26 protein-coding genes and 1 pseudogene are annotated in these 26,454 nt (G+C 61.3%); 17 read left to right on the top strand and 10 right to left on the bottom strand.

Annotation, left to right across the window (positions count from 1 at the left end; all coding sequences use genetic code 11):
- The first annotated feature begins 84 nt into the window (after positions 1 to 84).
- Positions 85 to 1,050: a GlxA family transcriptional regulator gene (locus KUA23_RS28675; protein WP_252993202.1), complete on the top strand. Its 966-nt coding sequence runs from the start codon at positions 85 to 87 to the stop codon at positions 1,048 to 1,050.
- Here the strand turns inward: KUA23_RS28675 and KUA23_RS28670 are convergent.
- Complete coding sequence (locus KUA23_RS28670) at positions 1,028 to 1,381, bottom strand: carboxymuconolactone decarboxylase family protein (protein ID WP_016973032.1); 354 nt, start codon at positions 1,379 to 1,381, stop codon at positions 1,028 to 1,030. The genes KUA23_RS28675 and KUA23_RS28670 overlap by 23 nt on opposite strands.
- 99 nt (positions 1,382 to 1,480) lie before the next feature.
- Here KUA23_RS28670 and KUA23_RS28665 point away from each other — a divergent pair, with 99 nt between their 5' ends.
- Positions 1,481 to 2,383, top strand: a complete 903-nt coding sequence (locus KUA23_RS28665) for an AraC family transcriptional regulator (protein WP_078050618.1) — start codon at positions 1,481 to 1,483, stop codon at positions 2,381 to 2,383.
- Between the two features lie 130 nt (positions 2,384 to 2,513).
- On the opposite strand, the gene KUA23_RS28660 is transcribed toward KUA23_RS28665, so the two are convergent.
- Together KUA23_RS28660 and KUA23_RS28655 are read right to left on the bottom strand one after the other, a co-directional pair.
- Positions 2,514 to 4,868 carry a penicillin acylase family protein gene (locus KUA23_RS28660; RefSeq protein ID WP_252993201.1) on the bottom strand — a complete coding sequence of 785 codons (2,355 nt, stop codon included), beginning with the start codon at positions 4,866 to 4,868 and terminating at the stop codon, positions 2,514 to 2,516.
- 31 nt (positions 4,869 to 4,899) lie between these two features.
- Positions 4,900 to 5,475, bottom strand: a complete 576-nt coding sequence (locus KUA23_RS28655; protein ID WP_252993200.1) for a DUF6436 domain-containing protein — start codon at positions 5,473 to 5,475, stop codon at positions 4,900 to 4,902.
- A gap of 99 nt (positions 5,476 to 5,574) precedes the next feature.
- Here KUA23_RS28655 and bipL point away from each other — a divergent pair, with 99 nt between their 5' ends.
- Entirely contained in the window at positions 5,575 to 6,498 is a 924-nt protein-coding gene (gene bipL / locus KUA23_RS28650; RefSeq protein ID WP_252993199.1) for a phospholipase BipL, read from the top strand.
- A 103-nt stretch (positions 6,499 to 6,601) separates the two neighbouring features.
- On the opposite strand, the gene KUA23_RS28645 is transcribed toward bipL, so the two are convergent.
- Positions 6,602 to 7,354 (bottom strand): DUF2059 domain-containing protein, encoded by a 753-nt coding sequence (locus tag KUA23_RS28645; protein ID WP_252993198.1) that lies wholly within the window; start codon positions 7,352 to 7,354, stop codon positions 6,602 to 6,604.
- A 131-nt stretch (positions 7,355 to 7,485) separates the two neighbouring features.
- Between KUA23_RS28645 and KUA23_RS28640 the strand changes: the two genes are divergently transcribed.
- Positions 7,486 to 8,118, top strand: coding sequence for a 2OG-Fe(II) oxygenase (locus tag KUA23_RS28640; RefSeq protein WP_214497285.1), 633 nt, complete (start codon positions 7,486 to 7,488; stop codon positions 8,116 to 8,118).
- A 2-nt stretch (positions 8,119 to 8,120) separates the two neighbouring features.
- Positions 8,121 to 8,603: a 2-thiouracil desulfurase family protein gene (locus KUA23_RS28635; protein WP_252993197.1), complete on the top strand. Its 483-nt coding sequence runs from the start codon at positions 8,121 to 8,123 to the stop codon at positions 8,601 to 8,603.
- Between the two features lie 79 nt (positions 8,604 to 8,682).
- Here the strand turns inward: KUA23_RS28635 and KUA23_RS28630 are convergent, their stop codons facing one another.
- The gene (locus KUA23_RS28630) at positions 8,683 to 9,159 is read right to left on the bottom strand and encodes a transporter substrate-binding domain-containing protein (protein ID WP_100491924.1); all 477 of its coding nucleotides are present in this window, start codon (positions 9,157 to 9,159) and stop codon (positions 8,683 to 8,685) included.
- Between the two features lie 134 nt (positions 9,160 to 9,293).
- On the opposite strand from KUA23_RS28630, the gene KUA23_RS28625 reads away from it, so the two are divergent.
- Positions 9,294 to 9,734 carry a DUF4399 domain-containing protein gene (locus KUA23_RS28625; RefSeq protein WP_028618355.1) on the top strand — a complete coding sequence of 147 codons (441 nt, stop codon included), beginning with the start codon at positions 9,294 to 9,296 and terminating at the stop codon, positions 9,732 to 9,734.
- 63 nt (positions 9,735 to 9,797) lie between these two features.
- On the opposite strand, the gene serA is transcribed toward KUA23_RS28625, so the two are convergent.
- Complete coding sequence (serA, locus tag KUA23_RS28620) at positions 9,798 to 11,027, bottom strand: phosphoglycerate dehydrogenase (protein ID WP_003195214.1); 1,230 nt, start codon at positions 11,025 to 11,027, stop codon at positions 9,798 to 9,800.
- A 205-nt stretch (positions 11,028 to 11,232) separates the two neighbouring features.
- Between serA and KUA23_RS28615 the strand changes: the two genes are divergently transcribed.
- The 4 genes from KUA23_RS28615 (at position 11,233) to KUA23_RS28600 (ending at position 15,510) form a co-directional block, all read left to right on the top strand.
- A complete protein-coding gene (locus tag KUA23_RS28615) occupies positions 11,233 to 12,627 on the top strand; it encodes an FAD-binding oxidoreductase (protein WP_099493155.1) in 1,395 nt (464 codons plus the stop codon).
- Between the two features lie 22 nt (positions 12,628 to 12,649).
- A complete protein-coding gene (locus tag KUA23_RS28610; protein ID WP_078050611.1) occupies positions 12,650 to 13,315 on the top strand; it encodes a fumarylacetoacetate hydrolase family protein in 666 nt (221 codons plus the stop codon).
- Between the two features lie 233 nt (positions 13,316 to 13,548).
- On the top strand, positions 13,549 to 14,475 hold the full coding sequence (locus tag KUA23_RS28605) for an SdiA-regulated domain-containing protein (protein ID WP_099493153.1): 927 nt from the start codon (positions 13,549 to 13,551) through the stop codon (positions 14,473 to 14,475).
- 120 nt (positions 14,476 to 14,595) lie between these two features.
- A complete protein-coding gene (locus KUA23_RS28600) occupies positions 14,596 to 15,510 on the top strand; it encodes an SdiA-regulated domain-containing protein (RefSeq protein WP_078050609.1) in 915 nt (304 codons plus the stop codon).
- 123 nt (positions 15,511 to 15,633) lie between these two features.
- Here the strand turns inward: KUA23_RS28600 and KUA23_RS28595 are convergent.
- Both KUA23_RS28595 and rpiA read right to left on the bottom strand, forming a co-directional pair.
- Positions 15,634 to 16,565: pseudogene (locus KUA23_RS28595) on the bottom strand (IS110 family transposase).
- Between the two features lie 303 nt (positions 16,566 to 16,868).
- Positions 16,869 to 17,540, bottom strand: a complete 672-nt coding sequence (gene rpiA, locus KUA23_RS28590) for a ribose-5-phosphate isomerase RpiA (RefSeq protein WP_053127902.1) — start codon at positions 17,538 to 17,540, stop codon at positions 16,869 to 16,871.
- Between the two features lie 136 nt (positions 17,541 to 17,676).
- Between rpiA and ilvA the strand changes: the two genes are divergently transcribed.
- The 3 genes from ilvA to KUA23_RS28575 are packed head-to-tail and all read left to right on the top strand — an operon-like array spanning position 17,677 to position 20,114.
- Entirely contained in the window at positions 17,677 to 19,191 is a 1,515-nt protein-coding gene (ilvA, locus tag KUA23_RS28585; RefSeq protein ID WP_252993196.1) for a threonine ammonia-lyase, biosynthetic, read from the top strand.
- Between the two features lie 41 nt (positions 19,192 to 19,232).
- Entirely contained in the window at positions 19,233 to 19,646 is a 414-nt protein-coding gene (locus KUA23_RS28580) for a DUF2269 family protein (protein WP_078050607.1), read from the top strand.
- Positions 19,647 to 20,114 (top strand): DUF2269 family protein, encoded by a 468-nt coding sequence (locus tag KUA23_RS28575; protein ID WP_100491926.1) that lies wholly within the window; start codon positions 19,647 to 19,649, stop codon positions 20,112 to 20,114.
- A gap of 112 nt (positions 20,115 to 20,226) precedes the next feature.
- On the opposite strand, the gene KUA23_RS28570 is transcribed toward KUA23_RS28575, so the two are convergent.
- A complete protein-coding gene (locus KUA23_RS28570) occupies positions 20,227 to 20,883 on the bottom strand; it encodes a histidinol-phosphatase (protein ID WP_099493149.1) in 657 nt (218 codons plus the stop codon).
- A gap of 143 nt (positions 20,884 to 21,026) precedes the next feature.
- Here KUA23_RS28570 and KUA23_RS28565 point away from each other — a divergent pair, with 143 nt between their 5' ends.
- The gene (locus KUA23_RS28565) at positions 21,027 to 21,506 is read left to right on the top strand and encodes an RNA pyrophosphohydrolase (RefSeq protein WP_003176750.1); all 480 of its coding nucleotides are present in this window, start codon (positions 21,027 to 21,029) and stop codon (positions 21,504 to 21,506) included.
- A 22-nt stretch (positions 21,507 to 21,528) separates the two neighbouring features.
- Positions 21,529 to 23,808 (top strand): phosphoenolpyruvate--protein phosphotransferase, encoded by a 2,280-nt coding sequence (gene ptsP / locus KUA23_RS28560; RefSeq protein ID WP_025859566.1) that lies wholly within the window; start codon positions 21,529 to 21,531, stop codon positions 23,806 to 23,808.
- 99 nt (positions 23,809 to 23,907) lie between these two features.
- On the opposite strand, the gene KUA23_RS28555 is transcribed toward ptsP, so the two are convergent.
- Positions 23,908 to 24,654, bottom strand: a complete 747-nt coding sequence (locus tag KUA23_RS28555; protein WP_078050604.1) for an NRDE family protein — start codon at positions 24,652 to 24,654, stop codon at positions 23,908 to 23,910.
- 121 nt (positions 24,655 to 24,775) lie between these two features.
- Here KUA23_RS28555 and KUA23_RS28550 point away from each other — a divergent pair, with 121 nt between their 5' ends.
- Complete coding sequence (locus KUA23_RS28550) at positions 24,776 to 25,558, top strand: sulfite exporter TauE/SafE family protein (protein WP_078050603.1); 783 nt, start codon at positions 24,776 to 24,778, stop codon at positions 25,556 to 25,558.
- Between the two features lie 78 nt (positions 25,559 to 25,636).
- Entirely contained in the window at positions 25,637 to 26,449 is an 813-nt protein-coding gene (gene lgt, locus KUA23_RS28545) for a prolipoprotein diacylglyceryl transferase (protein WP_078050602.1), read from the top strand.
- Positions 26,450 to 26,454: the final 5 nt, after the last annotated feature.

Here is a 26,454-nt window from a genome sequence, read left to right as displayed (position 1 = left end):
GAATGATCGAGGCGTCTGCATCGCAGGCAAGCCAGTTCCCACAGGGGTTCTGTGTTTATCCAGTTAGAGAAGGTGTGCCTGCTCATGAGCAAAACCGTCGCCATCCTGATCTTCCCCGGCGTCCAGTCACTGGATGTGACCGGCCCCATGGATGTTTTCTGCGAAGCCAACCGCTTTCTGCCGCCGCAAGACCATTACCAATTGGAAGTTGTCGGCTTCAGCCACGGCAACATGGCGGCTTCCAACGGCCTGTCATTGCAGGCCCACCGGCACTACAGCGAAGCGCTTCAGGCCTACGACCTGCTGCTGGTAGCCGGCGGCCCGCGCTTACCCTTCGAGGACTTTGGCGCTCAGTTCGATGATTGGCTGCGTGGCGCCACGGCGCGGGCGCAGCGCTTCGGCTCGATCTGCAACGGCGCCTTCATGCTGGCCCGCGCCGGGCTGCTGGATGGGAAAACCGTGACCACTCACTGGAACGATGCCGCCGACCTGGCCCGCCTGTGCCCCACCGCTCAGGTCGAGGCCGACCGCCTCTACGTGCAGGACGGCAACCTCTACACCTCGGCGGGGGTCACGGCGGGTATCGACCTGTCGTTGTACCTGCTGGCCCAGGACCACGGCCCGGAAGTCGCGTTGAGCGTGGCCAAGCGCTTGGTGGTGTTCACCCAGCGTTCGGGCGGGCAGTCGCAGTTCAGTCCGTTTCTGACGCCCCACGCCGAACCCACATCGGCGGTGGCGCTGGTGCAGTTGTACGTGTTGGCGAACCTGACCGGGGACCTGACCATTGCCGACCTGGCCAAGGCGGCCAATATGAGCGCACGCAATTTCTCCCGGGTGTTTGCCCGTGAGGCGCGGATCACGCCGGCGGAGTTTGTCGAGCGGGCGCGGGTGGACGCGGCGCGGGTGATGCTCGAAAGCAGCCCTGCACCGCTCAAGACCGTGGCCTATCAATGCGGGTTTCGCGACGCCCAGCACATGCGCAGTGTGTTCAACCGCCGGCTGGGTGTGACGCCGCAACAGTTCCGGCTTAACTTTGCGGCGCCGGTTTGAGCGTGTCGTAGGCTTCCAGCGCGCGCAGCGAGTAGATGTATGCCGCGCCGGCATTCAGCGAAATCGCGGTGGCCAATGTGGCGGCAACCTCTTCGCGGGTCGCGCCGGCCTTGATTGCGGCGTCAGCATGCACGCCGATGCAACCGTCGCAGCGGGTGGTGATGGCCACGGCGATGGAAATCAGCTCACGGGTCTTGGCGTCGAGTACGTTGTTTTCCTCGGCAGCCTCGCCCAGCGCCATGTAGGCTTTGACCATCTTCGGGTTGCTCTTGCCCAGCGCGCCAAAAGCTTTCTTCACGGTAGGCAGCAAGTCGGACCAGTTATTGAACATTGCGGTTACTCCTCAACAGGTTGGGTGTGAAGCCAGTCTGTTCTGTTTGAAGTTGGCGTTATTGTTCAATCCGCTCATCTTTTTGACCGATGCTCGTAAATGAATTCGATCGACACCCTTATCGCGCTGGCCAACCTGCGCGGCAGCCTGGATTTGCGTTGCCAGTTCCAGGGCGACTGGGCGCTGGAGCATGCGCCCGAGAATCTCGGTGTGGCGCCGTATCACATCGTGCTCAGTGGTATCTGCCGCGCGCAATTGTCGGGCGGGCAACAGGTGACGCTGGAGGAGGGTGACATCCTGCTGATGCCTGGTGGCGCCACGCACTTGCTGCGCAGCCAGGGCGCGAGGATCAGGCCGATGCAGCCTCGGGTGATCGAAGGCGGCGTACTCAAGGTGCACCGCCTGGGCGGTGACCAGCCGGATGTGGACATGCTCTGCGGCAGCTTTCACTACAACCGCCAATCGCTGTTGTTCGGTGCGTTGCCGGAGTACCTGGTGGTATCCAGCCGCGAATGGCAGGCCGATGGTCAATTGGCTGCGTTGATTGCGTTGCTGCGCAGCGAAGCGGACGGCGAACAAATCGGCGCACGTTCGTTCATCGATGCACTCTCTTCAGCGCTGTTCACCCTGATCCTGCGTGCCTGGCTGAACCGCCAGGCGCCAGTTGCCGGCACCTTCGCGCTGCTCGCCGACAAGCGCCTGAGCCAGGCCTGGCAGGCGATGCTCGCCGATCCCGGGCACGACTGGACCATCGACAGCCTGGCCACCGCCGCGACGATGTCGCGCGCTACGTTCATGCGCGCGTTTGTAAAAGTGGCGGGCGTATCGCCCTGGGTGTTACTGACCCAGTTGCGCATGGAGTTGGCATTCAACCTGCTGCGCCAGTCACGCCTGAGCCTGTTGGATATCGCCGCCCAGGTGGGTTACCAGTCCCAGGCGGCGTTCAGCAAGAAATTCAAGGAAACCTATGGGGAGGCGCCGGGCCGGGTGCGGGCACGGTAGCCGCTGTAGCGTATATCCAATGTGGGAGCGGGCTTGCTCGCGAATACGGTGGTTCAGTGGCGGGTATATTGACTGACACTCCGCATTCGCGAGCAAGCCCGCTCCCGCAGTTTGACCGAGTTCCAGGCGCTCATCTGGCGGGTAGCAGTTTCAGTGTGCCGCGCGTATTCGCCGTCACTTCCTCATCGCTGAAATGCGCCTGCTCATAGCCGCCTTCGATGTAGGTCTCTGCCTGGTCGCCATAGTGCTTGTCGAACGGCACGCCACTTTGCCCGACCGGGTTGATGGTCAGGGCGTGGGCCACGTCGGCGAAGTCGATCAGGCGGCGGGTAGAAGGCCCGTAGGTGACGGGCCACGGTGCCGGGCCGATGTTGGCGGACTGGTTGTTCGGCACTTCGTGGGTGCCGGGTGCCGGGAACGGACCGACGTTGACGATCAGGTCCAACGGCTTCTGCGAGCCTAGGGGGTGGCCGTGGGTCAGGGGGTGGGCCTTGCCCCACTGCCATTGGCTCGGGTCATCACCGAAGGTGGCCTTGAGGTGCGCGAGGCTGTTGTCCCAGGCAAGCTTGACGGTTTGCGAACGCTTGCCGTCCCACCACGGCGAATCCGGCGCGGCGGCCAGGCGTGGCAGCGCGGCGTCGATCACGCGGGTGCTGAGCAGGGTCTTGAACATGCCGTCGCCCAGCTTCGGATGGAAGGCGGCATCGGCCAGGTTGAACAGGAATTGGTTGAACAGCGTGGCGCTGGTGGAGTCCAGCGGGTAGTCACCCTTCCAGCTTGCAAGCTGCTCCACCAGTTTCAATTGGGCCGGGTCCTTGACCCCCTCACGCAGCACCGGCAACAGCGGCGCCAGCAGGCGCGGGCCGAAAGCGGTGGTGGTGCCCAGCTGCAAGGCCTGGCTGTTGTTCACGTCCCACTTCACGCTCTTGTCGCTCAGTTGCGCGTTGAGCTGCTGGCCACGGTCGGCCAGGTTGTAATAACCGGGGATCTCCATGCCGGTAGGCGAGGCCGGTTGGGCATTGGCCGACACCACGTAACCGCGCGCCGGGTTCTCTTCCTGCGGGTTGGCGCTGAAGGGGTAGAAGCCCAGCTTGTCGGCCTGGGCGCTGCTGCCGTCGAGGATAAACCCGGCGTTGACCCCAGCCGGACGGATCGGTAACTGCGCCGCCGCCCACCAGCCGATATCACCCTTGGCATTTGCCCACACGATGTTCAACCCAGGCGCAGACACTTTGGCTGCCGCTGCGCGCGCCTTGACCAGGGTGTCGGCGCGGTTGAGCTGGTAGAAGCCTTCGAGGATCGGGTTCTGGGTGTCGAGGAACGCCCACCACATGGCAATCGGCGTCTTGCCGGCGTTTTCGCCCAGCACGTCATTGATGATCGGGCCGTGGGGGGATTGGCGCAGGGTCAATGTCACCGGTGCCTGGCCCTTCACCGCAATCTGTTGCTCGGTGCTGGTCATGTCGACCCACTGGTCGTGGTACCAGACCTGGTTGGGGTTGTCCGGGTTGACCTTCTCGGCGATGAGGTCGAGGTCATCGTTCTGGAACATGGTCAGGCTCCAGCCGAAGTCCAGGTTGTGCCCCAGGAACGCCACCGGCACCAGCGCATTGTGGTAGCCGTACAGCTCAAACCCCGGCGCCGACAGCTGCGCCTCGTACCATACCGACGGCACCGAGAAACGGATATGCGGGTCACCGGCCAGCAACGGTTTTCCGCTCTTGGTGCGGTTGCCGCTGATGGCCCAGGCGTTGCTGCCTTCGAACTGTGGCAGGCCGTTGTCGGCCAGGGCCTGCTCGCTCAGCGAGGCAATGGCGCCGAGGGTCTGCCAATCGCTGGCAGCCAGGTTGAGGGCGCCCTTGGGTTGCCAGTCGAGGTCGAAGACTTTCAGGTAGTCGCTGCCCAACTGGTCGCGTACGTAGGTCAGCAAAGGCTCGGTACGAAACGCGGCGGCAAAGCTGTAGGCCATGTACCCGGCGACACTGATGGTGTCTTCGGCGGTGAACGGCCGCTTGGGGATGCCCAGCACGTCGAACTCCATCGGGCGGGCGTGGCTGTCCTGATACTGGTTGATCCCGTCCAGATAGGCCTGCAGGGCCTTCCAGTGCGCCGACTCAGGGTCCAGCTGCGCCACATAGGTGGCCGCGCGGTCGCGAATGCGCAGGCTGCGGAACAGCTTGTCGGTCTCCAGCACCTTGGGGCCGAGCACCTCGGCCAGCTCGCCACGGGCCAGGCGCCGCATGATCTCCATCTGGAACAGGCGGTCCTGGGCGTGCACATAGCCCAGGGCGCGGTACAGGTCGGTTTCGTTCTCGGCACGAATGTGCGGCACGCCCCGGTCGTCGTAGCGCACCGTGACCGAGCCTTGCAGGTTGGCCAGGGTCACCGTGCCCTGGCGGGTGGGTTGCTTGCTGTAGACGTACGCGCCGGCGCCAAGGGCGACCAGTACCACCAGAACCGCGAGAACCTGCAAGACGCGCTTCATGAACATTCCTTACCAAGAGTGGGGCGGCGAGTTACGAGCCTTTTGGCCACGAACAATAGCAGCCCACCGCCAGGGTGTGCGTGGCATTCACCTCGCGTCCTGCTTCAACGGCTTTCAAGATCGGCTCGATAAAACTGTTACTGGAGTTGCACGTGAGGCCCTCGCTGTAGGGCCCGAAATACGCAAGCTTGCCGCTGCGATCCCAGATCCCCACGGCCGGGCTGGCCGGCACTTGGTCGGCGCCGGGCAGGGCGGTGAGTGTTTTCATCGTGCGCAGGTTGTCGGGCAGTTGGCTGTGGCTGCCGGGCTTTTGCAGGGCATAGAACTCGACGCCCTGGGGGGCATATTGCTCGATCAATTCACCCAGGTGCTGCTGGTTGCCGACGTTGCAGGGGCAGGCCGGGTCCCAGAAGTGCACCAGGCGGATCGGGCCGGGGCCGGCGAGGTAGGCAGGCAGTGTGAGTGGGTCACCGGAAAACACCGCCGTGTGTTCGCTGAAGGCGCGCAGGTAGCGGCCCTGGAACCAGTCATACGCCGCCCACAGCACGCCGGCGCAGATAACCAGGATCAGGCTGGCGAACAGGGCGGTGCGGTAGGGCTGTCGCATTCAGATGTATCCTCGAAGGTCGCGTAGCTTGCCATGCTTGTCCTGACAGATGAATATCGCAGCTCGATATTCATCTTTGCCGTCAGTCTGGAACCCTTTATGCCTGTCACCTTTGACCCCGATCATCTGCGCGAAAGCCTGCGACCCCTGGTGGATGCGCAACCGCTCAGCGCCGAGGCTCGGGTCTACCAGCGTTTTTACGGTCTGGACCAGGCCGTAAGCCGTCTGGGGCGTTTCGAGGTGGAAGGTTTTGAGGTGGTGGCGCAGGTGTGGTGGCCGACCACGCCGGTGGCGACGATGTTCATGTTTCACGGCTTCTACGACCACATGGGGCTGTACCGCCATGTGGTGAAGTGGGCGCTGGAGCAGGGCTTCGTGGTGATAGCCTGCGATTTACCGGGGCACGGCCTGTCCAGTGGCGTACGTGCCAGCATCGATGATTTTGCGGTGTATCAACAGGTGGTGAATGCGCTGTTCACCCAGGCGCAAGCGCTGCAACTGCCGCAACCCTGGCACCTGTTCGGGCAAAGCACCGGCGGCGCGGTGGTGGTGGATCACCTGCTCAACCATGGCGCCGACAGCCCGGCCCAAGGCAAGACTTTCCTGTTGTCACCCCTGGTGCGGCCACGGGCCTGGGGCTGGTCGCAAGTCAGCTATTACCTGTTGCGCCCGTTCGTCAAAGGCATTGCGCGGCGATTCAGCGAGAACACCCACGATCCGGCGTTCAAGCCGTTCCTGGAAGCCGACCCGCTGCAGCCGCGCCAACTGCCGACCGCCTGGGTCGGTGCCTTGGCGCGCTGGATCAAACGCATCGAAGCTGCACCGCGCAGTGCCCGGCGGCCGCTGATCGTTCAAGGTGAGGAAGACATGACGGTGGACTGGCAGCACAACCTGCAGGTGTTGCGCGGCAAGTTCGACCAGCCCGAGGTGTTGATGTTGCCGCGTGGCAGGCATCACCTGGCCAATGAGATTCCGGAGATTCGTGAGCAGTACTTCCGGTATCTCACTGACCACCTGCGGTAACACAATCCAAATGTGGGAGGGGGCTTGCCCCCGACAGCGGTGGTTCAGCAAACAATAGATGTCTGACAAATCGCCATCGGGGGCAAGCCCCCTCCCACATTTTTTACTGCGTAAGGCTTGAGGTGCTTTGGCCGACTGCCAGGCCGGCGCGGATGGCTGCAAGGGCCGCCTGGTAATACGCCTTACCCTCCGGCGACTCAGCAAACGTAGCGAACTCTTCCAGTTCCGGGTCGGACAAATCCCGATAGACGTACAGCAGCGTGTTGTTCAGGTCCTTATCGATCTGTTGCATCAGGCGCTCGCGCTGGCCATTCAACAAGCCCTGGGCCTGACCGCCGCCCAACAGGCCGGGGATCATCTGGCTCAAGCTGTCTGCCGCCACGCCAGCAATCGCCAGGCTGACTTCTGCGCCGGCCTCACGCGCAGGCAGCGCTTGGGCCAGGTGGCCGATGATCAGGCTGCGGGTGGCATCGGCTTCGATCTTCGGCAGGCCCTGGGCGTTCTTCGCCAGTTGGTCGCGGCGCGTGGCGAGCAGCTCGGCGGCGACAATCTTACGGCCCAGGGGGGATTGGAAAAACGCCAGGGCAGGCTTGGGGTCTGCGAGGTTCTTGCGCAATTGCGCTTCGGCGCGCTGGTCCATGGCCTGGGCAGCGAAACGTTTATTGCTGTTGTCCACCAGCGCCTGGTACACCGCTGGCGGCAGGCTGTTGCGGTAGCGTTGCTGGGCGGCACTGAGGGCGTCATTGAAATGCGCACGTTGTTCGGCCCAGCCGGCGACCTTGTACAACTGGTCATGGCCGTCTGCCCAGGCGGGCAAAACGCAGAACATCAGCAAGGAAAAAAACAAACGACGCATATGGACTCCTGTCAGTCGGCCACTATTGTCCGTGTCGGGCGTAGGATTTGTCGAGAAGTCCTATCGGTCACCTGACTAAAGTGTATTCAGACGCTCGGCGGCTCTGTCGGATTCACAGGCGTATGGATACTATGCGCGCCATGCAAATACCCCTCGATCACCCCTTGCTGCAACGTATTGTCGACGACCTGGCCGAAAAGGGCTGGTCCCGGCAGGACGGCTTCCTGCCCCAGGCTCTGACCCTGGAACTGGCGGCTGAGTGCCGTAAACGTGCAGCCGAGGGTGAATTGGCTCCGGCGGCGGTGGGGCGTGGCCCGACCCAGGAGATCCGTGAAGGCATTCGCGGTGACCATATCCAGTGGCTGGAAGAGGGCGATGCGGCGGTCTGCGACACCTATATGGCGTTGATGGACAGCCTGCGCCTGGCGATGAACCGCAGCCTGTTCCTGGGCCTGGAAGACTTCGAAAGCCACTTTGCGATGTACCCGCCGGGGGCGTTCTACCTCAAGCACCTGGACCGTTTCCGCGACGACGACCGCCGCATGGTCTCGGCGGTGATCTACTTGAATGACGCCTGGCTCCCCGAGCAGGGCGGCCAGTTGCGCATGTACCTCAAGGACGGCGTCGAATACGATGTGGTGCCCACCGGCGGTTGCCTGGTGGTGTTCCTGTCGGGCGAAGTGCCCCACGAAGTCCTGCCCGCCACGCGCGAACGCCTGTCCCTCACCGGTTGGTTTCGCCGGCGGGGTAACGAGCCGTTTTAAGTATGCAAAAGATTCTGATCAGCCGCTGCCTGCTCGGGCACAAGGTGCGTTACGACGGCGGGGCCAGTGGGCCGTTCTACCAGTTGGCCGTATGGCAGGCCGAGGGGCGTGTGGTTGCGATCTGCCCGGAAGTGTCGGGTGGTTTGCCAACCCCACGACCTGCCGCCGAGATCCCAGGCGGGCAAGGCGTGGATGTGTGGGAGGGCCGTGCCCAAGTGCTGACCGCCGAAGGCGAAGATTTCAGCGAGGCTTTCCTCGACGGCGCTCGTCAGGCTTTGGCGCTGGTGCAGCGCCACAACATCCGCATCGCCGTGCTCAAGGCCAATAGCCCGTCCTGCGGAAGCCTGCAGACCTACGACGGCACGTTCAGCGGCACCAAGGTAACGGGCGAGGGCGTCACGACGGCGTTGCTGAGGCAGCATGGCGTGTTGGTGTTCAGTGAGCTGGAATTGCCCGAAGCCGCCCAGGCGCTAAAAAACCTGTAGAGGCGCGCTTGCCGGCGATCGCAATCCTCCTGCCATCTGATTTGTCGCTGATTCACCGCTATCGCTGGCAAGCCGGCGCCTACCCTTCGGGTTCCAGCCATTTATTGGTCAGTGCCTTCAAGCGCCCATCCGCCTTCACGCGCTGCAACGCCTTGTCCAAACTCGCCTTGAACGCCGGATTACCCTTCTGGAACGGGATCACCAACGCCGGCTTCTCGTTATACGCCTCACTGAGATCGAACCGATCCTGCAGCTCGGCAGTCATAGCGATATGGTTGATGGCCACGTCGTACTTGCCGGTTTCCACGCCTGGTAGCAGGTCGGTGTCATCGGTGGTGATGAACGAAGGTCGCACGTCCATCTCCTTGGCCAGTTGCTCGCCCAGTTCCACTTCGAAGCCGGTGACCTTGTCGCCTTCCTTGAAGTTGAACGGCGGAGTGTTGGCTTCGAGAGCGATGCGCAGTTCGCCACGGTCGAAGACGTCATCGATCAGTTCGGCGTGAGCCAAGGGGCTCATAAGGGGAAGCAAAAGTAACAGGCCAGGCGAAAAGCGCATGGTCACTCCTAGAGATTTTTAATGTGCGAGGCGCCGTTCAGCATCGCTTTGCTATGGTGTTGAGTGCCTTGGACAGCAATTTGTCGCGAAGTTGTCATAACCCTACAGATTTCATAGAAAAACTGGAGAAGCGAATGAAAGCCCTTTTGTCCCGTGCCACCCTGGCCTCCCTGCTGCTGGGTGCTTCGATGTTGGCCACTGCTGCGGACGGTATCCCGCGCAGCGCTCCACCTGCAGATGCCAAAGTATTCATCGTCTCGCCTAAAGACGGCGCGACGGTCGATAAAACCTTCACCGTCAAATTCGGCATGGAAGGCCTGAAACTGGCCCCGGCCACCAGCCAGGATCCAGGCACCGGTCACCACCACCTGCTGATCGACCAGAAAGAACTGCCTGACGCCAGCGTGCCGATCCCGGCCACCGACACCGTGATCCACTACGGCAAGGCCCAGACCGAAACCGAACTGACCCTCACCCCAGGCAAGCACACCCTGCAACTGGTGGCCGGCGACAAACTGCACATGCAGTTCAACCCGACTGTAGCCTCTAAAGTGATCACGGTTAACGTCAAATAAGATTTGTTCAGATGCAAAAAAGGGAGCCCCGAGGGGCTCCCTTTTTCATGTTGCGGCGAAACCTTAGAACAACACGCGGCTACGAATCGTACCGTTGATGTGCTGCAGCTTCTCTTGCGCCAGGTCCGAGTACTCGGCGTCGACGTCGATCACCACGTAGCCGACCTTCTCGTTGGTCTGCAGGAACTGACCGGAGATGTTGATGCCGTTTTCCGCGAAGACCTTGTTGATCTCCATCATCACGCCAGGGATGTTCTGGTGGATGTGCAGCAGACGGTGCTTGCCTGGGTGAGCCGGCAGGGCCACTTCCGGGAAGTTTACGGACGACACCGACGTACCGTTGTCGCTGTACTTGACCAGCTTTTCCGACACTTCCAGGCCAATGTTGGCCTGCGCTTCAGCGGTGGAGCCGCCGATGTGCGGGGTCAGGATCACGTTGTCCAGGCCACGCAGCGGGCTTTCGAAGATGTCGTCGTTGGAGCGTGGCTCCACCGGGAACACGTCGATGGCGGCGCCGATCAGGTGCTTGTCCTTGATCGCGTCGGCCAGGGCGTCCAGCTCGACCACGGTGCCGCGCGCTGCGTTGATCAGGATGCCGCCTTTCTTGATGGCGCGGATTTCCTTCTCGCCGATCATCCACTGGGTCTCAGCGGTTTCCGGAACGTGCAGGGTCACGATATCGGACATGCCCAACAGCTCGGTCAGGCTGGCCACTTGCGTGGCGTTGCCCAATGGCAGCTTGGTCAGGGTGTCATAGAAGAACACCTGCATGCCCAGGCCTTCAGCCAGGACCGACAGCTGGGTACCGATCGAGCCGTAACCGACGATGCCCAGCTTCTTGCCGCGAATTTCGAAGGAGTTGGCCGCGCTTTTGATCCAGCCGCCACGGTGGCAGGAAGCGTTCTTCTCTGGAATGCCGCGCAGCAACAGGATCGCCTCGGCCAGCACCAGCTCCGCAACGGAACGGGTGTTGGAGTACGGTGCGTTGAACACCGCGATGCCGCGCTCACGCGCTGCGTTGAGATCGACCTGGTTGGTGCCGATGCAGAAACAGCCGACCGCCACGAGTTTCTTGGCGTGATCGAAGATCTCTTCGGTCAGCTGAGTGCGGGAGCGAATCCCGATAAAGTGCGCGTCGGCGATCTTTTCCTTGAGCTGGGCTTCCGGCAGAGAACTGGTGATGTACTCAATGCTGGTGTACCCGGCGGCTTTCAGAACGTCGACAGCCGATGGGTGGACGCCTTCCAGAAGAAGGAACTTGATCTTGCTCTTATCGAGAGAAGTCTTGCTCATCTGCGTAAACCTGTATCCCGGAGAAAAATGGCAGGGAATCGGATCGCTTAAGCTGACCCGGACGGCAGGAAAGCCGTCACCGCAGAAACGCCCTTGGGCTCTGTCCTGCGGGGGCGGTATGCTAGCATACGCGCCCCGCTAAACACCTATTCCTGCGACGTGAAGCGTTCTCAGGATGACCATGAATTGTTCGAGAGTTCTGTCGATGACCCATCCTGCCCTGATTGATGAGCTAAAGACCCTGGTTGAGCCCGGCAAAGTGCTGACCGATGCAGACTCCCTGGAGGCTTACGGCAAGGATTGGACCAAGCACTTCGCACCCGCGCCGACCGCCATCGTCTTCCCCAAGACCACTGAGCAGGTCCAGGCCATTGTGCGCTGGGCCAATACCCACAAGGTGGCGCTGGTGCCATCGGGCGGGCGTACCGGCTTGTCGGCTGCTGCCGTGGCGGCGAATGGCGAAGTGGTGGTGTCGTTCGACTATATGAACCAGATCCTCGACGTGAACCTCACCGACCGCACCGCCGTGTGCCAGCCGGGCGTGGTCACCAAGCAATTGCAAAACGTCGCTGAAGAAAAAGGCCTGTACTACCCGGTGGACTTCGCGTCGTCGGGCTCCAGCCAGATTGGCGGCAATATCGGCACCAATGCCGGCGGGATCAAGGTGATTCGCTACGGCATGACCCGTAACTGGGTGGCCGGCATGAAGGTTGTCACCGGCAAGGGCGACGTACTGGAGCTGAACCGCGACCTGATCAAGAACGCCACCGGTTACGACATGCGCCAGCTGTTCATCGGCGCCGAGGGCACCTTGGGCTTTGTGGTCGAAGCCACCATGCGCCTGGACCGTGCGCCGAAAAACCTCACCGCGATGGTGCTGGGCACCACCGACTTTGATTCGATCATGCCGGTATTGCACGCGTTCCAGAGCAAACTGGACCTGACCGCCTTCGAATTCTTCTCCGACAAGGCCCTGGCCAAGGTCATGGGCCGCGGCGACGTGCCGGCGCCGTTCGACACCGAGTGCCCGTTCTACGCGCTGCTGGAATTCGAAGCCACCACTGAAGAAGTCGCCAACCACGCGCTGGAAACCTTCGAACACTGCGTGGAGCAAGGTTGGGTGCTGGACGGCGTGATGAGCCAGAGCGAAACCCAACTGCACAACCTGTGGAAACTGCGCGAGTACATCTCCGAGACTATTTCCCACTGGACCCCGTACAAGAACGACATCTCGGTGACTGTCTCTAAAGTGCCGGCGTTCTTGAAGGAAATCGACGCGATCGTCGGCGAACATTACCCGGACTTCGAAATTGTCTGGTTCGGCCACATCGGCGACGGCAACCTGCACTTGAACATCCTCAAGCCGGAAAACTTGAGCAAGGATGAGTTCTTCGCCAAGTGCGCCACCGTGAACAAGTGGGTGTTTGAAACCGTCGAGAAGTACAACGGTTCGATCTCCGCCGAACACGGCGTGGGCATGACCAAGCGTGACTACCTGACCTACAGCCGCTCGCCGGTTGAAATCGAATACATGAAGGCTGTGAAAGCGGTGTTCGACCCGAACGGGATCATGAACCCGGGCAAGATCTTCGCTGTTTAATCGCCCCTTGAGGAGTCGTTCCATGAGCTACCAGCACAAGTATGTCGACGGCACCAACATCCACTTCCCGGTCGGTAAAGTGGTGTGTATCGGGCGTAACTACGCCGAACATGCCAAGGAACTGGACAACCCGGTGCCCACCGAGCCGCTGCTGTTCATCAAGCCGGGCAGTTGCGTGGTCCCGCTCGAAGGCGGTTTCAGCATTCCGACCGAGCGCGGTTCGGTGCATTACGAGGCGGAAATCGCGGTATTGATCGGCAAGCCGCTGTCGACCAAGCCCAGCCGCGAAGAAGTGCTCGACGCCATCTCCGGCTTCGCCCCAGCCCTGGACCTGACGCTGCGCGACAAACAGGCCGAGCTGAAAGCCAAGGGCCTGCCGTGGGAAATCGCCAAGTCCTTTGACGGTGCGGCGGTGATTGCACCATTCGTCGTGGGCAGCACCTTTGCCGACGTCACCGACATCGGCATTCGCCTGACCATCAATGGCGAAGTGCGCCAGGACGGCAACAGCGCGCAGATGCTCAACCCGATCATCCCGATGATCCAGCACATGGCCGGCTGCTTCTCGCTGCAAGCCGGCGACGTGATCCTCACCGGTACCCCGGCGGGCGTAGGCCCATTGAATGTCGGTGATGAGCTGGTGCTGGAACTGTCGAACGTGAGCCGTTTCGACAGCAGAGTGCGCTGAACCTGCGCTGGTAGGGGCCGGCTTGCCGGCGATGGCATCGACTCGGTGTGACTGACATACCGCGTTGATGCCATCGCGGGCAAGCCCGGCTCCCACAGGGTCTTGTGTGCGCCTGAAGTTTCCAATTTTTTGCATTTTTTTCACACGCCATCCGGATAATCCTCAGCCTCCAGCGCGCGGGCCCCTGTGTTCCTGTGCTATCACCTAACGCTGACTTTCCGGAAAAGCGCCCAATGGCCGTGCCTCTGCCCTCCGCTACACCCAAGCCGCGTTCCCGTTTTGCCCTGCGCTGGTACTCCTGGCTGTTTCTGGTCGGGGCCATTGTGTATGGCATTGCCTGGGCCATGCACTGGGATGATCGCGGCGCGCTGTGGGTGCTGGAACGCTTTGAGACGCCCGCCGAACGCCAGGAGAGCGTGTGGCTGCCGGACTACCGTGCCGTCATCGATGGCAAGCTTTTGCCGGGAATGGAGAAGGACGAAGCTTCCGACGTCTCCTACAACCCGCAGACCAAGACCCTGTTTTCGGTGATGGGCAAAAACCCGTTTCTTGTCGAGCTGAGCCTGCAGGGCGATGTGCTGCGCAAGATGCCGCTCAACGGCTGGGACAACCCGGAAGGCGTATCCGTGATGGAAAACGGCCTGCTGGCAGTGGTCGACGAACGCCAGCACACGTTGACCATCGTCAAGGTCGACGCCAGTACCACCCAGCTGAACAAGGCGGATTTCACCAGCTATGACCTGGGCCCTTCAAAGGACCAGAACAAGGCCTTCGAAGCCATCACCTGGGACAAACGCAACCAGCAGCTGGTACTCGGCGAAGAGCGCCCGCCCGCGCTGTTTACCTGGAAAAGCGACGGTGGCCAGACCCTGGCGGGCGATAAACAGAAGCTGGCCAGCAAAGAGTTGGACATGCGCAATCTCTCCGCGCTGGCGGTAGACCCGCGCACCGGGCACTTGCTGGTGCTCTCGGCCGACTCCCATTTGCTGCTGGAGCTGGACGAGAAGGGCGAGCAAGTCAGCTTCATGACCCTGCTCGGCGGATTCAACGGCCTCAAAAACACCATTCCGCGAGCCGAAGGGGTGACCATGGACGAGGCTGGCACCTTGTACATCGTCAGTGAGCCCAACCTGTTCTATCGTTTCGAAAAGCAGAAATAGCACACCGATTACGTCGGATATGTCTCTATGTGCGGCATTCGCCAGACATCCGGGCGCGTTTAAGTTTAAATTCAGACAGGCGTGATATTCATTCGCCACTTTTGACTTTGAGCCCGCCCGATGCGACGACTAGCCCGCCCCAAACCCCTCTTCTTTATGCTGGTGCTGATCGCCCTGGTCGGCGCCGGGGCCGTTGCGCAGCACTTCCGCCTCTTCGAGCGCGCCTGGTTCAACTGGCAGGCGTGGCGCCAGCCGGCGGATGAGCGCTCCATTGGCCTTGCGGATTACCGGGTGACGCTGGAAGCCCAGGTCATCGAGGGGCTTGATGACGATGTCTCGGCCCTGACCTATGACCCGGTGCGCAAAAGCCTGTTTACCGTCACCAACAAAAACGCCGAATTGATCGAGCTGTCCCTTGAGGGCAAGATCCTACGGCGTATTCCGTTGGTGGGGTTTGGTGATGCCGAAGCCGTGGAGTTCATCAGTGACAACATTTATGTCATCAGCGATGAGCGCCAGCAGCGGCTGATCAAGGTGCATGTGGACGACGACACCCAATTCCTCGACGCCGCCGATGCGGAGCAGATGACCCTGGGCCTGCACGTTGGTGGCAACAAGGGGTTTGAAGGGCTGGCCTATGACTCGGTGGGCAAGCGCTTGTTCGTGGCCAAGGAGCGCGATCCGATGCTCATCTACGAGGTGCACGGCTTCCCGCATTTCAAACCGGAAAAAACCTACTCGGTCCACGTGATCAACAACCCCAAGCGTGATGCCGGATTGTTCGTGCGTGACCTGTCGAGCCTGCAATACGATGAGCGCAGCGGCCATTTGCTGGCGCTGTCGGACGAGTCGTTCCTGGTGCTGGAACTGGATATCGATGGTCGCCCGTTGAGCAGTCTGTCACTGCTCAACGGGCGCCATGGCCTGACGAAGCGGGTGCCGCAGGCCGAGGGGATCGCCATGGATGACGAGGGCACGTTGTACCTCGTCAGCGAGCCGAACCTGTTCTACGTCTTCAAGAAAACCAATCCCTGAAATACCGCAGGACCAATGTGGGAGCAACTGTCTTGATGACCATATCTTGGCCATCGCTTTCAAAGACAGCCAAACTCCCACAGCTTCAAGCCGTGTGACCTTCAACGACACATCGCTGCCGATTTAGGCAGCGTGTTCTTTCCATTCAGTCCTATCACGCAGCATTGCGTTCAGCCGGATTAACAAAACACGCATGCATGCGATTAGCGCAACTTTTGCGCATTTTCCTTTGCCACGCAGTGCTTTATAGCGTGCCTGGAATTCAGGCTGGTCCCGAATGACGACCCAGCAGGCCATGTATAGCGAGCGACGTGCGGAAACCTTCCGCCACGAATGTGACGCGCGCCTATGTGCTTCCCACTGTCGTTGTTATACGGCGCGAGGCCCGCTAGGGCAGCGATCGGACGCTTGCCAACCTCACCCAACTCCGGCAGGTATGCCATAAGGCTAGCCGCCGTAACGAGCCCGATCCCCTTAACTGAACACAGGCGTTCGACTTTTTCGCGGTCTAACACGTTGGCGCTTTGACGAATCAACTGGTCTATCGCGTTCACAGCCTTGATCAGGTAGTCGATATGACTCTGCAACGCTGGTTTTACTACGTCGCATGAGGCCGTTTTCAGGCGCCTTTTGTCATCGTCTCTCTGCTGAATAAAGTTTTCTCGCTGTTGGACTAACGCGCGCAACTCGTCATGTTTCGGGCTGGTGATTCGGCTGTTTGGCGAGTCGAGTACCGCTGCGAACTGTGCAAGGGACTTTGCATCTATCGGGTCGGTTTTGGCTTGTTGGCCCATCGCCGTGGAAAAACTCTTGGCTCGACGGGGATTGATGCAGATGACGTTGAGGCCCGCAGCCTGGAGCGCCTTCATGACTTTGCGCTCGTAACCGCCAGTGGCCTCCAACAGCACGCGGCCGACCTGGTGAAGCAATAGCCACCCAATCAACCCAGGGAAATCATCTTCGGCGTTAGCGCAACTTACCCCAACGTCAATCAGATTAACTCGAGCCTCAAGGCTGTCCTTGGAAACATCAATGCCTGCTGGATAGGAAAACATAGCCAAACCCTCTTACACTCAAAGTGAGAGCGCTCTGGCTTGGCCCACGCTTGTAACTGTTCGAGGTGGGCTCGTTCAACTGTTCGGGCTCATGTCCAGAGCGGAGAAGTGAGTGGCAGCATGGGCTCCCACACGTGCTTTAAGCACTTCGGGCATTCAGCTTGCCACTCACCCTCTCACCTTCAGCTTAATCCTGTCTCAAGACACAAGCGGGCTTGCTCGCGAAAGCGGTGGTTCAGTTGAAGAATCTTTCACTGACACACCGCTTTCGCGAGCAAGCCCGCTCCCACATTTAGTCACGCGTTAAGCCTTGAGGGTTTTCACTCCTTCCGAAGTACCCAGCAGCAGTACATCGGCTGGGCGCGCGGCGAACAGGCCGTTGGTGACCACGCCGACGATCGCGTTGATCTGCGTCTCCAGCTCCACCGGGTTGGTGATCTGCATGTTGAATACGTCGAGGATGATGTTGCCGTTGTCGGTCAACACGCCTTCGCGGTACACCGGGTCACCGCCCAGTTTCACCAGCTCGCGGGCCACGTGGCTGCGGGCCATCGGGATCACTTCCACGGGCAGCGGGAATGCGCCAAGTACCGGCACCAGCTTGCTGGCGTCAGCGATGCAGATAAAGGTCTTGGCCACGGCGGCGACGATCTTCTCGCGGGTCAGGGCTGCGCCGCCGCCCTTGATCAGGTTCAGGTGCTCGTCGCTTTCATCGGCGCCGTCGACGTAGAACTCCAGGTCGCTCACAGTGTTGAGCTCATACACCGGAATGCCGTGGCCCTTGAGGCGCGCAGCGGTGGCTTCGGAGCTGGCCACGGCGCCATCGAACGCGCCCTTGTGCTGGGCCAGCGCATCGATAAAGCAGTTGGCGGTGGAGCCGGTGCCGACACCGACGATGCTCTTGTCGTCGAGTTTAGGAAGGATTAAATCGACGGCGGCCTGGGCCACTGCCTGTTTGAGTTGATCCTGGGTCATGCGGGCTCCGGAACGGGCGGGGAGTAAAGAGGGGCGCGAGTATAACCCAACAAAACCTCTGGATTCGTGTGGTCGCCCGCCCAAACGCTGGGTTAGACTCCTTGGCCCTGCCCAACCCGCCCAGTGATATCCGCCGATGCTTGAACAGTACGTCAAAAAGATCCTCACCTCGCGCGTTTACGACGTTGCCGTAGAAACCCCGTTGCAGACCGCCCGCCAGCTCTCCGAGCGGCTGGGCAACAAGGTCTGGCTCAAGCGTGAAGACTTGCAGCCGGTGTTCTCGTTCAAGATTCGCGGCGCCTATAACAAGCTGACCCAACTGACTGCCGAAGAGCGTGCGCGCGGCGTGGTCACGGCGTCGGCCGGCAACCATGCCCAGGGCCTGGCCCTGGCGGCCAAGGTGCTGGGGGTCAAGGCCACTATCGTGATGCCCAAGACCACCCCCGAGATCAAGGTCGAAGGCGTGCGCTCCCGTGGCGGCAAGGTGGTGCTGCATGGCGATTCCTTCCCCGAAGCCCTGGCCTATTCGCTGAAACTCGTCGACGAAAAAGGCTACGTCTACATTCACCCCTACGACGATCCGCACACTATTGCCGGGCAGGGCACCGTGGCGATGGAAATCCTGCGCCAGCATCCAGGGCCGCTGGACGCGATCTTCGTACCGGTGGGCGGCGGCGGGCTGATCGCCGGTATCGCGGCGTACGTAAAATACCTGCGCCCGGAGATCAAGGTCATCGGTGTCGAGCCGGACGACTCCAACTGCCTGCAAGCCGCCATGGCGGCGGGCGAGCGCGTGGTACTGCAGGCCGTGGGCATCTTTGCCGATGGCGTGGCGGTGGCACAGATCGGCCAGCACACCTTCGACATCTGCAAGGACTATGTGGATGAAGTGATCACCGTGAGCACCGATGAAATCTGTGCGGCGATCAAGGATATCTACGACGACACCCGTTCCATCACCGAGCCGGCGGGAGCCCTGGGTGTGGCGGGCATCAAGAAATACGTGGAGACCCGTGGCGTGACTGGGCAGACCCTGGTGGCCATCGACTCCGGTGCCAACGTCAACTTTGATCGCTTGCGCCATGTGGCCGAGCGCGCCGAACTGGGTGAAGGTCGCGAAGCCATCATCGCCGTGACCATTCCCGAAAAGCCCGGCAGCTTCAAGGCGTTCTGCGAGGCCGTGGGCAAGCGCCAGATCACCGAATTCAACTACCGCTACCACTCCGGCAGCGAGGCGCACATCTTTGTGGGCGTGCAGACCCACCCGGAAAACGATCCGCGCAGTGCACTGATCGCCAGCCTGACAGGCCAGGGTTTCCCGGTGCTGGACCTGACCGAGAACGAACTGGCCAAATTGCACATCCGTCATATGGTCGGCGGGCATGCGGCCAAGGTCAGCGATGAAGTGGTGTTACGTTTCGAATTCCCGGAGCGCCCGGGCGCCTTGTTCAACTTTCTTAACAAATTGGGCGGGCGCTGGAACATCTCGATGTTCCACTATCGCAACCACGGCGCAGCAGACGGCCGTGTGGTCGCCGGCCTGCAAGTGCCGGCGGATGAGCGCCACCTGGTGCCGGCAGCCCTGGAAGCCATTGGCTACCCGTACTGGGATGAAAGCGATAACCCGGCCTACAAACTGTTCCTCGGTTGAGCGACTACGCTGATGGGGGCGGCCTTTAAGGAAGACGACACATGGAAACCCTGACAACCCTGAAAGTTATCCACATAGCAGCCACCGTGTTGCTGCTGCTCAGCGGCCTGGGGCTGGCGTTGCTGGCCTGGCGCAAGCGAAGCGCCGGCCCGGCGGCGACCGTGCAGCGCCCGTGGGCATTCGTCTGGTTGTTGATGGGTATTTGCGTGGTGAGCATGCCTTTTACCGGCTGGTGGCTGGTCCATCTGATCGGCTGGCCGCTGGGGCAGACCTGGATTCTGGGGTCCAGCATCCTCTATACCGTGGCGGCGCTGGCGTGGTTCTGGCTGGTGGCGCGGCTTAATCGCCTGCGCAAAGGCGAGGGCGGTAGCTTGAACTTCACGTTGGTGCTGGCGGTGGTCAGTCTGGTGGGGTTTGTGGCGATCGCCGGGCTGATGGGTGCCAAGCCCGTCTAGATGAGCGCTTACCTGCTGCTGAAAACCCTGCATATCCTCTCGTCGACCCTCCTGTTCGGGCTGGGCGCAGGCTCGGCGTACTACGCGTTGCGCGCCTGGCGCACCGGCAAGGTGGAAGTGATCGCGGTGACCTTCAAGCACCTGGTGTTCGCCGACTGGGCGTTTACCGCGACCACGGCGGTATTCCAGCCGCTGAGCGGGATCGGCTTGATGCACTTGGCGGGGTGGTCGTTGCAGCAGAGTTGGTTGCAGTGGACGTTCGGTCTGTATGTGCTGGCGGGTATCTGCTGGTTGCCGGTGGTGTGGTTGCAGATTCGTGTACACAAGATGGCGGAGCAGGCGTTGCGCGAGGGTACGGCGATGCCGATCAAGGCCGCGACCTATATGCGCTGGTGGTTTGGCCTGGGGTGGCCGGCGTTCCTGGCGTTTGTGGTGATTTTCTACTTGATGGTCGCAAAGCCTATGTAGGGCTTGGGACCGTGTCGACTTCATCGCAGGCAAGCCAGCTCCCGCACTTGACCGAGTTCCAACATGAGAATGCGGTCAAAATGTGGGAGCTGGCTTGCCTGCGATGGGGCCATCAGCTGCGCAGCGTGATGACCGGCCAGCCGCGCCTCTCGGCCTCAGCCCGCAGATTCGGATCCGGATCCACCGCCACCGCATGCGTCACTTGCTCCAGCAGCGGCAAATCATTCATCGAGTCGCTGTAGAAGTAGCTGTCCTCCAGGCTATACCCGGTCTCTTCCAGCCAACGATTCAAGCGCGTTACCTTGCCCTCGCGAAAGCACGGTACGTCGGTGCTGCGCCCGGTGTAGCGGCCGTTTTCCATCTCGCACTCGGTGGCGATCAGGGTTTCCACGCCCAGGCGTGCGGCAATCGGTGCGGTGACAAAGCGGTTGGTGGCGGTGATGATCACCAGCTTGTCACCGGCAGCGCGGTGCTTGGCCAGCAGCTCAATCGCCAGCGGCAGCATGATTGGCTCGATGCAGTCGCGCATGTAGTCGTTGTGCCACTCATCCAATTGGGCCATCTCGGTGCGGCCAAGGATTTCCAGGCAAAAGTTCAGGTAGGCGGCGTTGTCCAGCTTGCCGGCCAGGTAATCCTGGTAGAACTCGTCGTTGCGGGCCTTGTAGGCCACCGGGTCGAGAATCCCGCGCTCGCACAGGTAATCGCCCCAGGCGTGGTCGCTGTCACCGCCGAGGAGGGTGTTGTCCAAGTCGAATAAAGCCAGGCGCATTGCAGTTACTCGCTGAAAAGTCTGTAAAAAGGCGTCCAGAATACGGTCTTTTCACAAGAGTGCACATAAGGTAAGAAGCCTCGTTGCCGCTTCATCAACCTTTGTGGAACAATGCGGCGACATGCGTTTGCGAGGTTGTTGCCGTGATCGACCCCGATGGTTTCCGTCCTAATGTCGGGATTATTCTTACGAATGATGCCGGACAGGTGCTATGGGCTCGCCGAATCAACCAAGATGCCTGGCAGTTTCCTCAAGGTGGAATCAACCCCGACGAAACCCCTGAAGACGCCTTGTACCGTGAGTTGAACGAAGAAGTCGGCCTTGAGCGCGAAGATGTACAAATTCTGGCCTGTACCCGAGGCTGGTTGCGCTATCGTTTGCCGCAACGCCTGGTGCGTACCCACAGCCAACCGCTGTGCATCGGCCAGAAGCAGAAATGGTTTCTCCTGCGCCTGATCTCCAATGAGCAGCGGGTGCGGATGGATTTGACCGGTAAACCGGAGTTCGATGGCTGGCGCTGGGTCAGCTATTGGTACCCGTTGGGCCAGGTGGTGACATTCAAGCGCGAGGTTTATCGTCGCGCTCTCAAAGAGCTTGCCCCGCGCCTTTTAGCGCGCGACTGACGACGGAGTTCGACCCCGAGCCATGCTCAATACGCTGCGCAAGATCGTCCAGGAAGTTAACTCCGCCAAGGATCTCAAGGCGGCGTTGGGGATTATTGTGTTGCGCGTCAAGGAAGCCATGGGCAGCCAGGTCTGCTCGGTTTACCTGCTGGACCCCGAGACCAACCGTTTTGTGCTGATGGCCACGGAGGGCTTGAACAAGCGCTCCATCGGCAAGGTCAGCATGGCGCCCAATGAAGGTCTGGTGGGCCTGGTGGGGACGCGTGAAGAACCCCTGAACCTTGAAAACGCGGCCGATCACCCGCGTTATCGCTACTTTGCCGAAACCGGTGAAGAGCGTTACGCCTCGTTCCTCGGCGCACCGATCATTCACCACCGCCGCGTCGTCGGCGTGTTGGTCATCCAGCAAAAAGAGCGCCGCCAGTTCGACGAAGGTGAAGAAGCCTTCCTCGTGACCATGAGCGCGCAGCTCGCCGGGGTTATCGCCCACGCCGAAGCCACCGGCTCGATTCGTGGCCTTGGGCGCCAGGGCAAGGGCATCCAGGAAGCCAAGTTCGTCGGCGTACCGGGTTCGCCGGGTGCGGCGGTCGGTACCGCCGTGGTCATGCTGCCGCCGGCTGACCTCGACGTAGTGCCGGACAAGACCGTCGATGACATCGACGCTGAAATCAAATTGTTCAAGACCGCCCTGGAAGGCGTGCGCGCGGACATGCGCAACCTGTCGACCAAGCTGGCCACACAACTGCGCCCCGAAGAGCGTGCGCTGTTCGACGTGTACCAGATGATGCTCGACGACGCGTCGCTGGGTAATGAAGTCAAGACCGTAATCAAGACCGGCCAGTGGGCCCAGGGTGCGCTGCGCCAAGTGGTCACCGATCACGTCAACCGTTTCGAATTGATGGACGACGCCTACCTGCGCGAACGCGCCTCGGACGTGCGTGACCTCGGTCGCCGTCTGCTGGCCTACCTGCAGGAAGACCGCACCACCAACCTGGTCTACCCCGACAACACCATCCTGATCAGTGAAGAACTGACCGCCACCATGCTCGGCGAAGTGCCGGAAGGCAAGCTGGTCGGCCTGGTGTCGGTACTGGGTTCGGGCAACTCCCACGTCGCTATCCTGGCCCGGGCCATGGGCATCCCGACGGTGATGGGCCTGGTGGACCTGCCGTATTCCAAAGTGGATGGCATCGACATGATCGTCGATGGCCATCGTGGTGAAGTGTTCACCAACCCCAGCGAAGTACTGCGCAAGCAATACGCCGAAGTGGTCGAGGAAGAGAAGCAACTGGCGCTGGGCCTGGATTCATTGCGCGAGCTGCCGTGCGTGACCACCGATGGCCACCGTGTGCCGCTGCTGGTGAATACCGGCCTGCTCGCCGATGTGGCCCGCGCGCAACAGCGCGGCGCCGAAGGGGTGGGGCTGTATCGCACCGAAGTGCCGTTCATGATCAACCAGCGTTTCCCGAGTGAGAAGGAGCAGCTGGCGATTTATCGCGAGCAACTGCAAGCCTTCCACCCGTTGCCGGTGACCATGCGCAGCCTGGACATTGGCGGCGACAAGTCACTGTCGTATTTCCCGATTAAAGAGGACAACCCGTTCCTCGGCTGGCGTGGTATCCGCGTCACCCTCGACCACCCAGAAATCTTCCTCGTACAAACCCGCGCCATGCTCAAGGCCAGTGAGGGCCTGAACAACCTGCGCATCCTGCTGCCGATGATCTCCGGTACCCATGAGCTGGAAGAGGCGTTGCATCTTATCCACCGCGCCTGGGGTGAAGTGCGCGACGAAGGCGCCGACGTACCGATGCCGCCGATTGGCGTGATGATCGAAATCCCGGCAGCGGTGTATCAGGCCAAGGAGCTGGCGCGGCAGGTGGACTTCCTGTCGGTGGGCTCCAACGACCTGACCCAATACCTGCTGGCCGTGGACCGTAACAACCCACGGGTGGCCGACCTCTACGACTACCTGCACCCGGCCGTGCTGCAAGCGCTGCAGCATGTGGTGCGCGACGCCCACGCCGAAGGCAAGCCGGTGAGCATCTGCGGTGAAATGGCCGGCGACCCCGCGGCGGCGGTGCTGTTGATGGCGATGGGCTTTGACAGCCTGTCGATGAACGCCACCAACTTGCCGAAGGTGAAGTGGATGCTGCGCCAGGTTGAACTGAGCATGGCCAAGGACCTGCTGGCGGAGTTGATGACCATCGACAACCCGCAAGTTATCCACAGCTCGTTGCAATTGGCCCTGAAAAACCTGGGGCTGACGCGGATGATCAACCCGGCCTCCGCAAAAACCCTCTAGACCGAGTCGCCTTTTTCGCAGGCAAGCCAGCTCCCACATTGGAAAGCATTTCAACTGTGGGAGCCGGGCTTGCCCGCGATAGCGCTCGCTCAAGCACCGCTAAATCCTCAGTTCTATCTCGCCAAGTCGGCCACCATGCGGCCCAAAACTACGCTCCACCATCCGCCGCGTCCCGTCGGCATTTACAATCAGCGCCGTACTCGCCCGCGTCCCATAGCTTGGGCTGGCAATAAACACGCTCGATAGCAAACTCTCGGTCGCCAACCCCACGCCGGTGTCCGGCAGGTCCGCAAACGGCGCCGTCTGCGGATCACTCAAAATCCCCAACAAGGCTTCCGGCTGCGGATCCTCTAGCAGCGCGCTCAATGCCGCCTTGGCCTTGAGCAGTTTGGGCCACGGCGTATCCAGTCCGGCGTTGGACAATCCATACACCCCAGGCTCCAATCGCGTCGGCTCCGTATGATTGGCGTTGTAATGCCACAACTCATCCCGTGTGCCCAGCAGCAGGTTAAACCCGGCATATTCAATCGAACGGCCGTTAACGTCGGCTAAATAGTCCTCAATCGGCAGAGAACCGTTGAGAAAACGCGCCACCAGCTCGCCACGGGACTTGCGGGCCGGCGGCTGGTGCGGGTCACGGATATTAGTGAGGGCGGCAAAACGCCCATCGGCATTCACCCCCAGCCACGTGCCGCCTGCTTCCTGATCGCGACCGGCGTAGACGTCGGGCGCATCCGGCCACTGGGCCAGCGGCAGGCTGGGGCGGGCGTAGAATTCATCGCGGTTGGCCGCGACGATCAACGGCTGGGCGTGGCCCGGCCGCCAGGCGAAAACAATCAGGCACATCAGGCGATTCCCTTTTGTGTTTTTTCCCACTCTACCCACACCGGCAGCGCCGTTCCATCGTATCCAGTTGGGTCGCATGCCTTCGATCCGTTAACATGCCGGACTTGGTTCGGGGGCTCCCATGGAATTTCTGCTGTATTTGCTGCTCGGCGCCTGTGCGGGCGTGCTCGCCGGGCTGTTTGGCGTGGGCGGCGGGATCATCATCGTGCCGGTGCTGGTGTTCAGCTTCACCTTGCAGGGCTTCGACCCGCAGGTGCTGACCCACCTGGCCGTGGGCACTTCCCTGGCAACGATCATCTTTACCTCGGTGAATGCCGTGCGTGAGCACCACCGACGTGGCGCGGTGCGTTGGCCGATCTTTGTGTGGATGACCGTGGGCATCCTGATCGGTGCGGGTTTTGGCGCGTTGACCGCCGAGGCGATTTCCGGCCCGCACCTGCAGAAAATCATTGGTGTATTTGCCCTGCTGGTGGCCGTGCAGTTGGCCCTGGACGTCAAGCCCAAGGCCAGCCGAACGGTGCCGGGCACGGTCGGCCTGACCCTGGCGGGCACCGTGATTGGCTGGGCTTCGGCGATTTTCGGGATTGGCGGTGGCTCGCTGACCGTGCCGTTCTTGACCTGGCGCAGCGTGCCGATGCAACAGGCGGTCGCCACCTCATCGGCCTGCGGCCTGCCGATCGCGCTGGCAAGTGCATTAAGTTTCATGATTCTGGGCTGGCATGACCCGCTGTTGCCCGCTCATAGTCTAGGGTTCGTGTATTTGCCGGCACTGCTGGGCATTGCCCTGACCAGCATGGTGTTCGCCCGCTTCGGCGCGCGCCTGGCGCACCGGTTGTCGCCGCGTTTGCTCAAGCGGTTGTTTGCCGGGTTGCTGTTCTGTGTCGGCATAAACTTTTTGCTTTGAAAAAACTTGAGTAATGCAGTCTTAATCGCGCCCGGGCATGGTCCGGTCGCAACAACGAATGATTAACGAGGAGTCGCAATGCTGCCTTACCCGCAGATCGACCCGGTGGCCCTGGCCATCGGTCCGCTGAAAATCCACTGGTACGGGTTGATGTACCTGATCGGCATCGGCGGTGCCTGGTTGCTGGCCTCCCGGCGCCTGAACCGTTTCGACCCGACCTGGACCAAGGAGAAGCTCTCCGACATGGTCTTCTGGTTGTCGATGGGGGTGATCGTCGGCGGGCGCCTGGGGTATGTGCTGTTCTACGACCTTTCGGCGTACATCGCCAACCCGACGCTGATCTTCGAAGTGTGGAAGGGCGGCATGGCGTTCCACGGCGGTTTTATCGGCGTGATGATCGCCGCCTGGTGGTTCGGCCGTCGTAATGGCAAGTCGTTCTTCCAACTGATGGACTTCGTTGCGCCGATGGTGCCGATCGGCCTAGGTGCCGGGCGTATCGGTAACTTCATCAACGCCGAGCTGTGGGGCAAGCCGACTGACGTGCCGTGGGCCATGGTGTTCCCGCCGTTCAGCGACCCGGCGCAACTGCCGCGCCACCCGTCGCAGCTTTACCAGTTCGCGTTGGAAGGCGTGGCGCTGTTCCTTATCCTGTACATCTTCTCGCGCAAGCCACGCCCCACCATGGCGGTATCGGGCATGTTCGCGTTGTTCTACGGGATCTTCCGCTTCATCGTCGAGTTCGTGCGCGTGCCGGATGCACAATTGGGCTACCTGGCGTGGGGTTGGCTGACCATGGGTCAGATCCTCAGCCTGCCGATGATCCTCGTGGGCCTGGGCCTGCTGTGGTGGGCCTACAACCGCCCGCAACCGCTGAAGAACGCTGCGCTTTAAATTCG

This window comes from Pseudomonas pergaminensis (genome assembly GCF_024112395.2).
Classification (GTDB): domain Bacteria; phylum Pseudomonadota; class Gammaproteobacteria; order Pseudomonadales; family Pseudomonadaceae; genus Aquipseudomonas; species Aquipseudomonas pergaminensis.
Note: the sequence above shows the minus strand (reverse complement) of the source record. Positions and strands in the feature narration are given on the sequence as shown.

Bases quoted from the DNA above. Each gene is read 5' to 3' on its own strand.
- KUA23_RS28675 (WP_252993202.1), top strand. From the start codon at position 85: ATGAGCAAAACCGTCGCCATCCTGATCTTCCCCGGCGTCCAGTCACTG.
- KUA23_RS28670 (WP_016973032.1), bottom strand. From the start codon at position 1,381: ATGTTCAATAACTGGTCCGACTTGCTGCCTACCGTGAAGAAAGCTTTT.
- KUA23_RS28665 (WP_078050618.1), top strand. From the start codon at position 1,481: ATGAATTCGATCGACACCCTTATCGCGCTGGCCAACCTGCGCGGCAGC.
- KUA23_RS28660 (WP_252993201.1), bottom strand. From the start codon at position 4,868: ATGAAGCGCGTCTTGCAGGTTCTCGCGGTTCTGGTGGTACTGGTCGCC.
- KUA23_RS28655 (WP_252993200.1), bottom strand. From the start codon at position 5,475: ATGCGACAGCCCTACCGCACCGCCCTGTTCGCCAGCCTGATCCTGGTT.
- bipL (WP_252993199.1), top strand. From the start codon at position 5,575: ATGCCTGTCACCTTTGACCCCGATCATCTGCGCGAAAGCCTGCGACCC.
- KUA23_RS28645 (WP_252993198.1), bottom strand. From the start codon at position 7,354: ATGCGTCGTTTGTTTTTTTCCTTGCTGATGTTCTGCGTTTTGCCCGCC.
- KUA23_RS28640 (WP_214497285.1), top strand. From the start codon at position 7,486: ATGCGCGCCATGCAAATACCCCTCGATCACCCCTTGCTGCAACGTATT.
- KUA23_RS28635 (WP_252993197.1), top strand. From the start codon at position 8,121: ATGCAAAAGATTCTGATCAGCCGCTGCCTGCTCGGGCACAAGGTGCGT.
- KUA23_RS28630 (WP_100491924.1), bottom strand. From the start codon at position 9,159: ATGCGCTTTTCGCCTGGCCTGTTACTTTTGCTTCCCCTTATGAGCCCC.
- KUA23_RS28625 (WP_028618355.1), top strand. From the start codon at position 9,294: ATGAAAGCCCTTTTGTCCCGTGCCACCCTGGCCTCCCTGCTGCTGGGT.
- serA (WP_003195214.1), bottom strand. From the start codon at position 11,027: ATGAGCAAGACTTCTCTCGATAAGAGCAAGATCAAGTTCCTTCTTCTG.
- KUA23_RS28615 (WP_099493155.1), top strand. From the start codon at position 11,233: ATGACCCATCCTGCCCTGATTGATGAGCTAAAGACCCTGGTTGAGCCC.
- KUA23_RS28610 (WP_078050611.1), top strand. From the start codon at position 12,650: ATGAGCTACCAGCACAAGTATGTCGACGGCACCAACATCCACTTCCCG.
- KUA23_RS28605 (WP_099493153.1), top strand. From the start codon at position 13,549: ATGGCCGTGCCTCTGCCCTCCGCTACACCCAAGCCGCGTTCCCGTTTT.
- KUA23_RS28600 (WP_078050609.1), top strand. From the start codon at position 14,596: ATGCGACGACTAGCCCGCCCCAAACCCCTCTTCTTTATGCTGGTGCTG.
- rpiA (WP_053127902.1), bottom strand. From the start codon at position 17,540: ATGACCCAGGATCAACTCAAACAGGCAGTGGCCCAGGCCGCCGTCGAT.
- ilvA (WP_252993196.1), top strand. From the start codon at position 17,677: ATGCTTGAACAGTACGTCAAAAAGATCCTCACCTCGCGCGTTTACGAC.
- KUA23_RS28580 (WP_078050607.1), top strand. From the start codon at position 19,233: ATGGAAACCCTGACAACCCTGAAAGTTATCCACATAGCAGCCACCGTG.
- KUA23_RS28575 (WP_100491926.1), top strand. From the start codon at position 19,647: ATGAGCGCTTACCTGCTGCTGAAAACCCTGCATATCCTCTCGTCGACC.
- KUA23_RS28570 (WP_099493149.1), bottom strand. From the start codon at position 20,883: ATGCGCCTGGCTTTATTCGACTTGGACAACACCCTCCTCGGCGGTGAC.
- ptsP (WP_025859566.1), top strand. From the start codon at position 21,529: ATGCTCAATACGCTGCGCAAGATCGTCCAGGAAGTTAACTCCGCCAAG.
- KUA23_RS28555 (WP_078050604.1), bottom strand. From the start codon at position 24,654: ATGTGCCTGATTGTTTTCGCCTGGCGGCCGGGCCACGCCCAGCCGTTG.
- KUA23_RS28550 (WP_078050603.1), top strand. From the start codon at position 24,776: ATGGAATTTCTGCTGTATTTGCTGCTCGGCGCCTGTGCGGGCGTGCTC.
- lgt (WP_078050602.1), top strand. From the start codon at position 25,637: ATGCTGCCTTACCCGCAGATCGACCCGGTGGCCCTGGCCATCGGTCCG.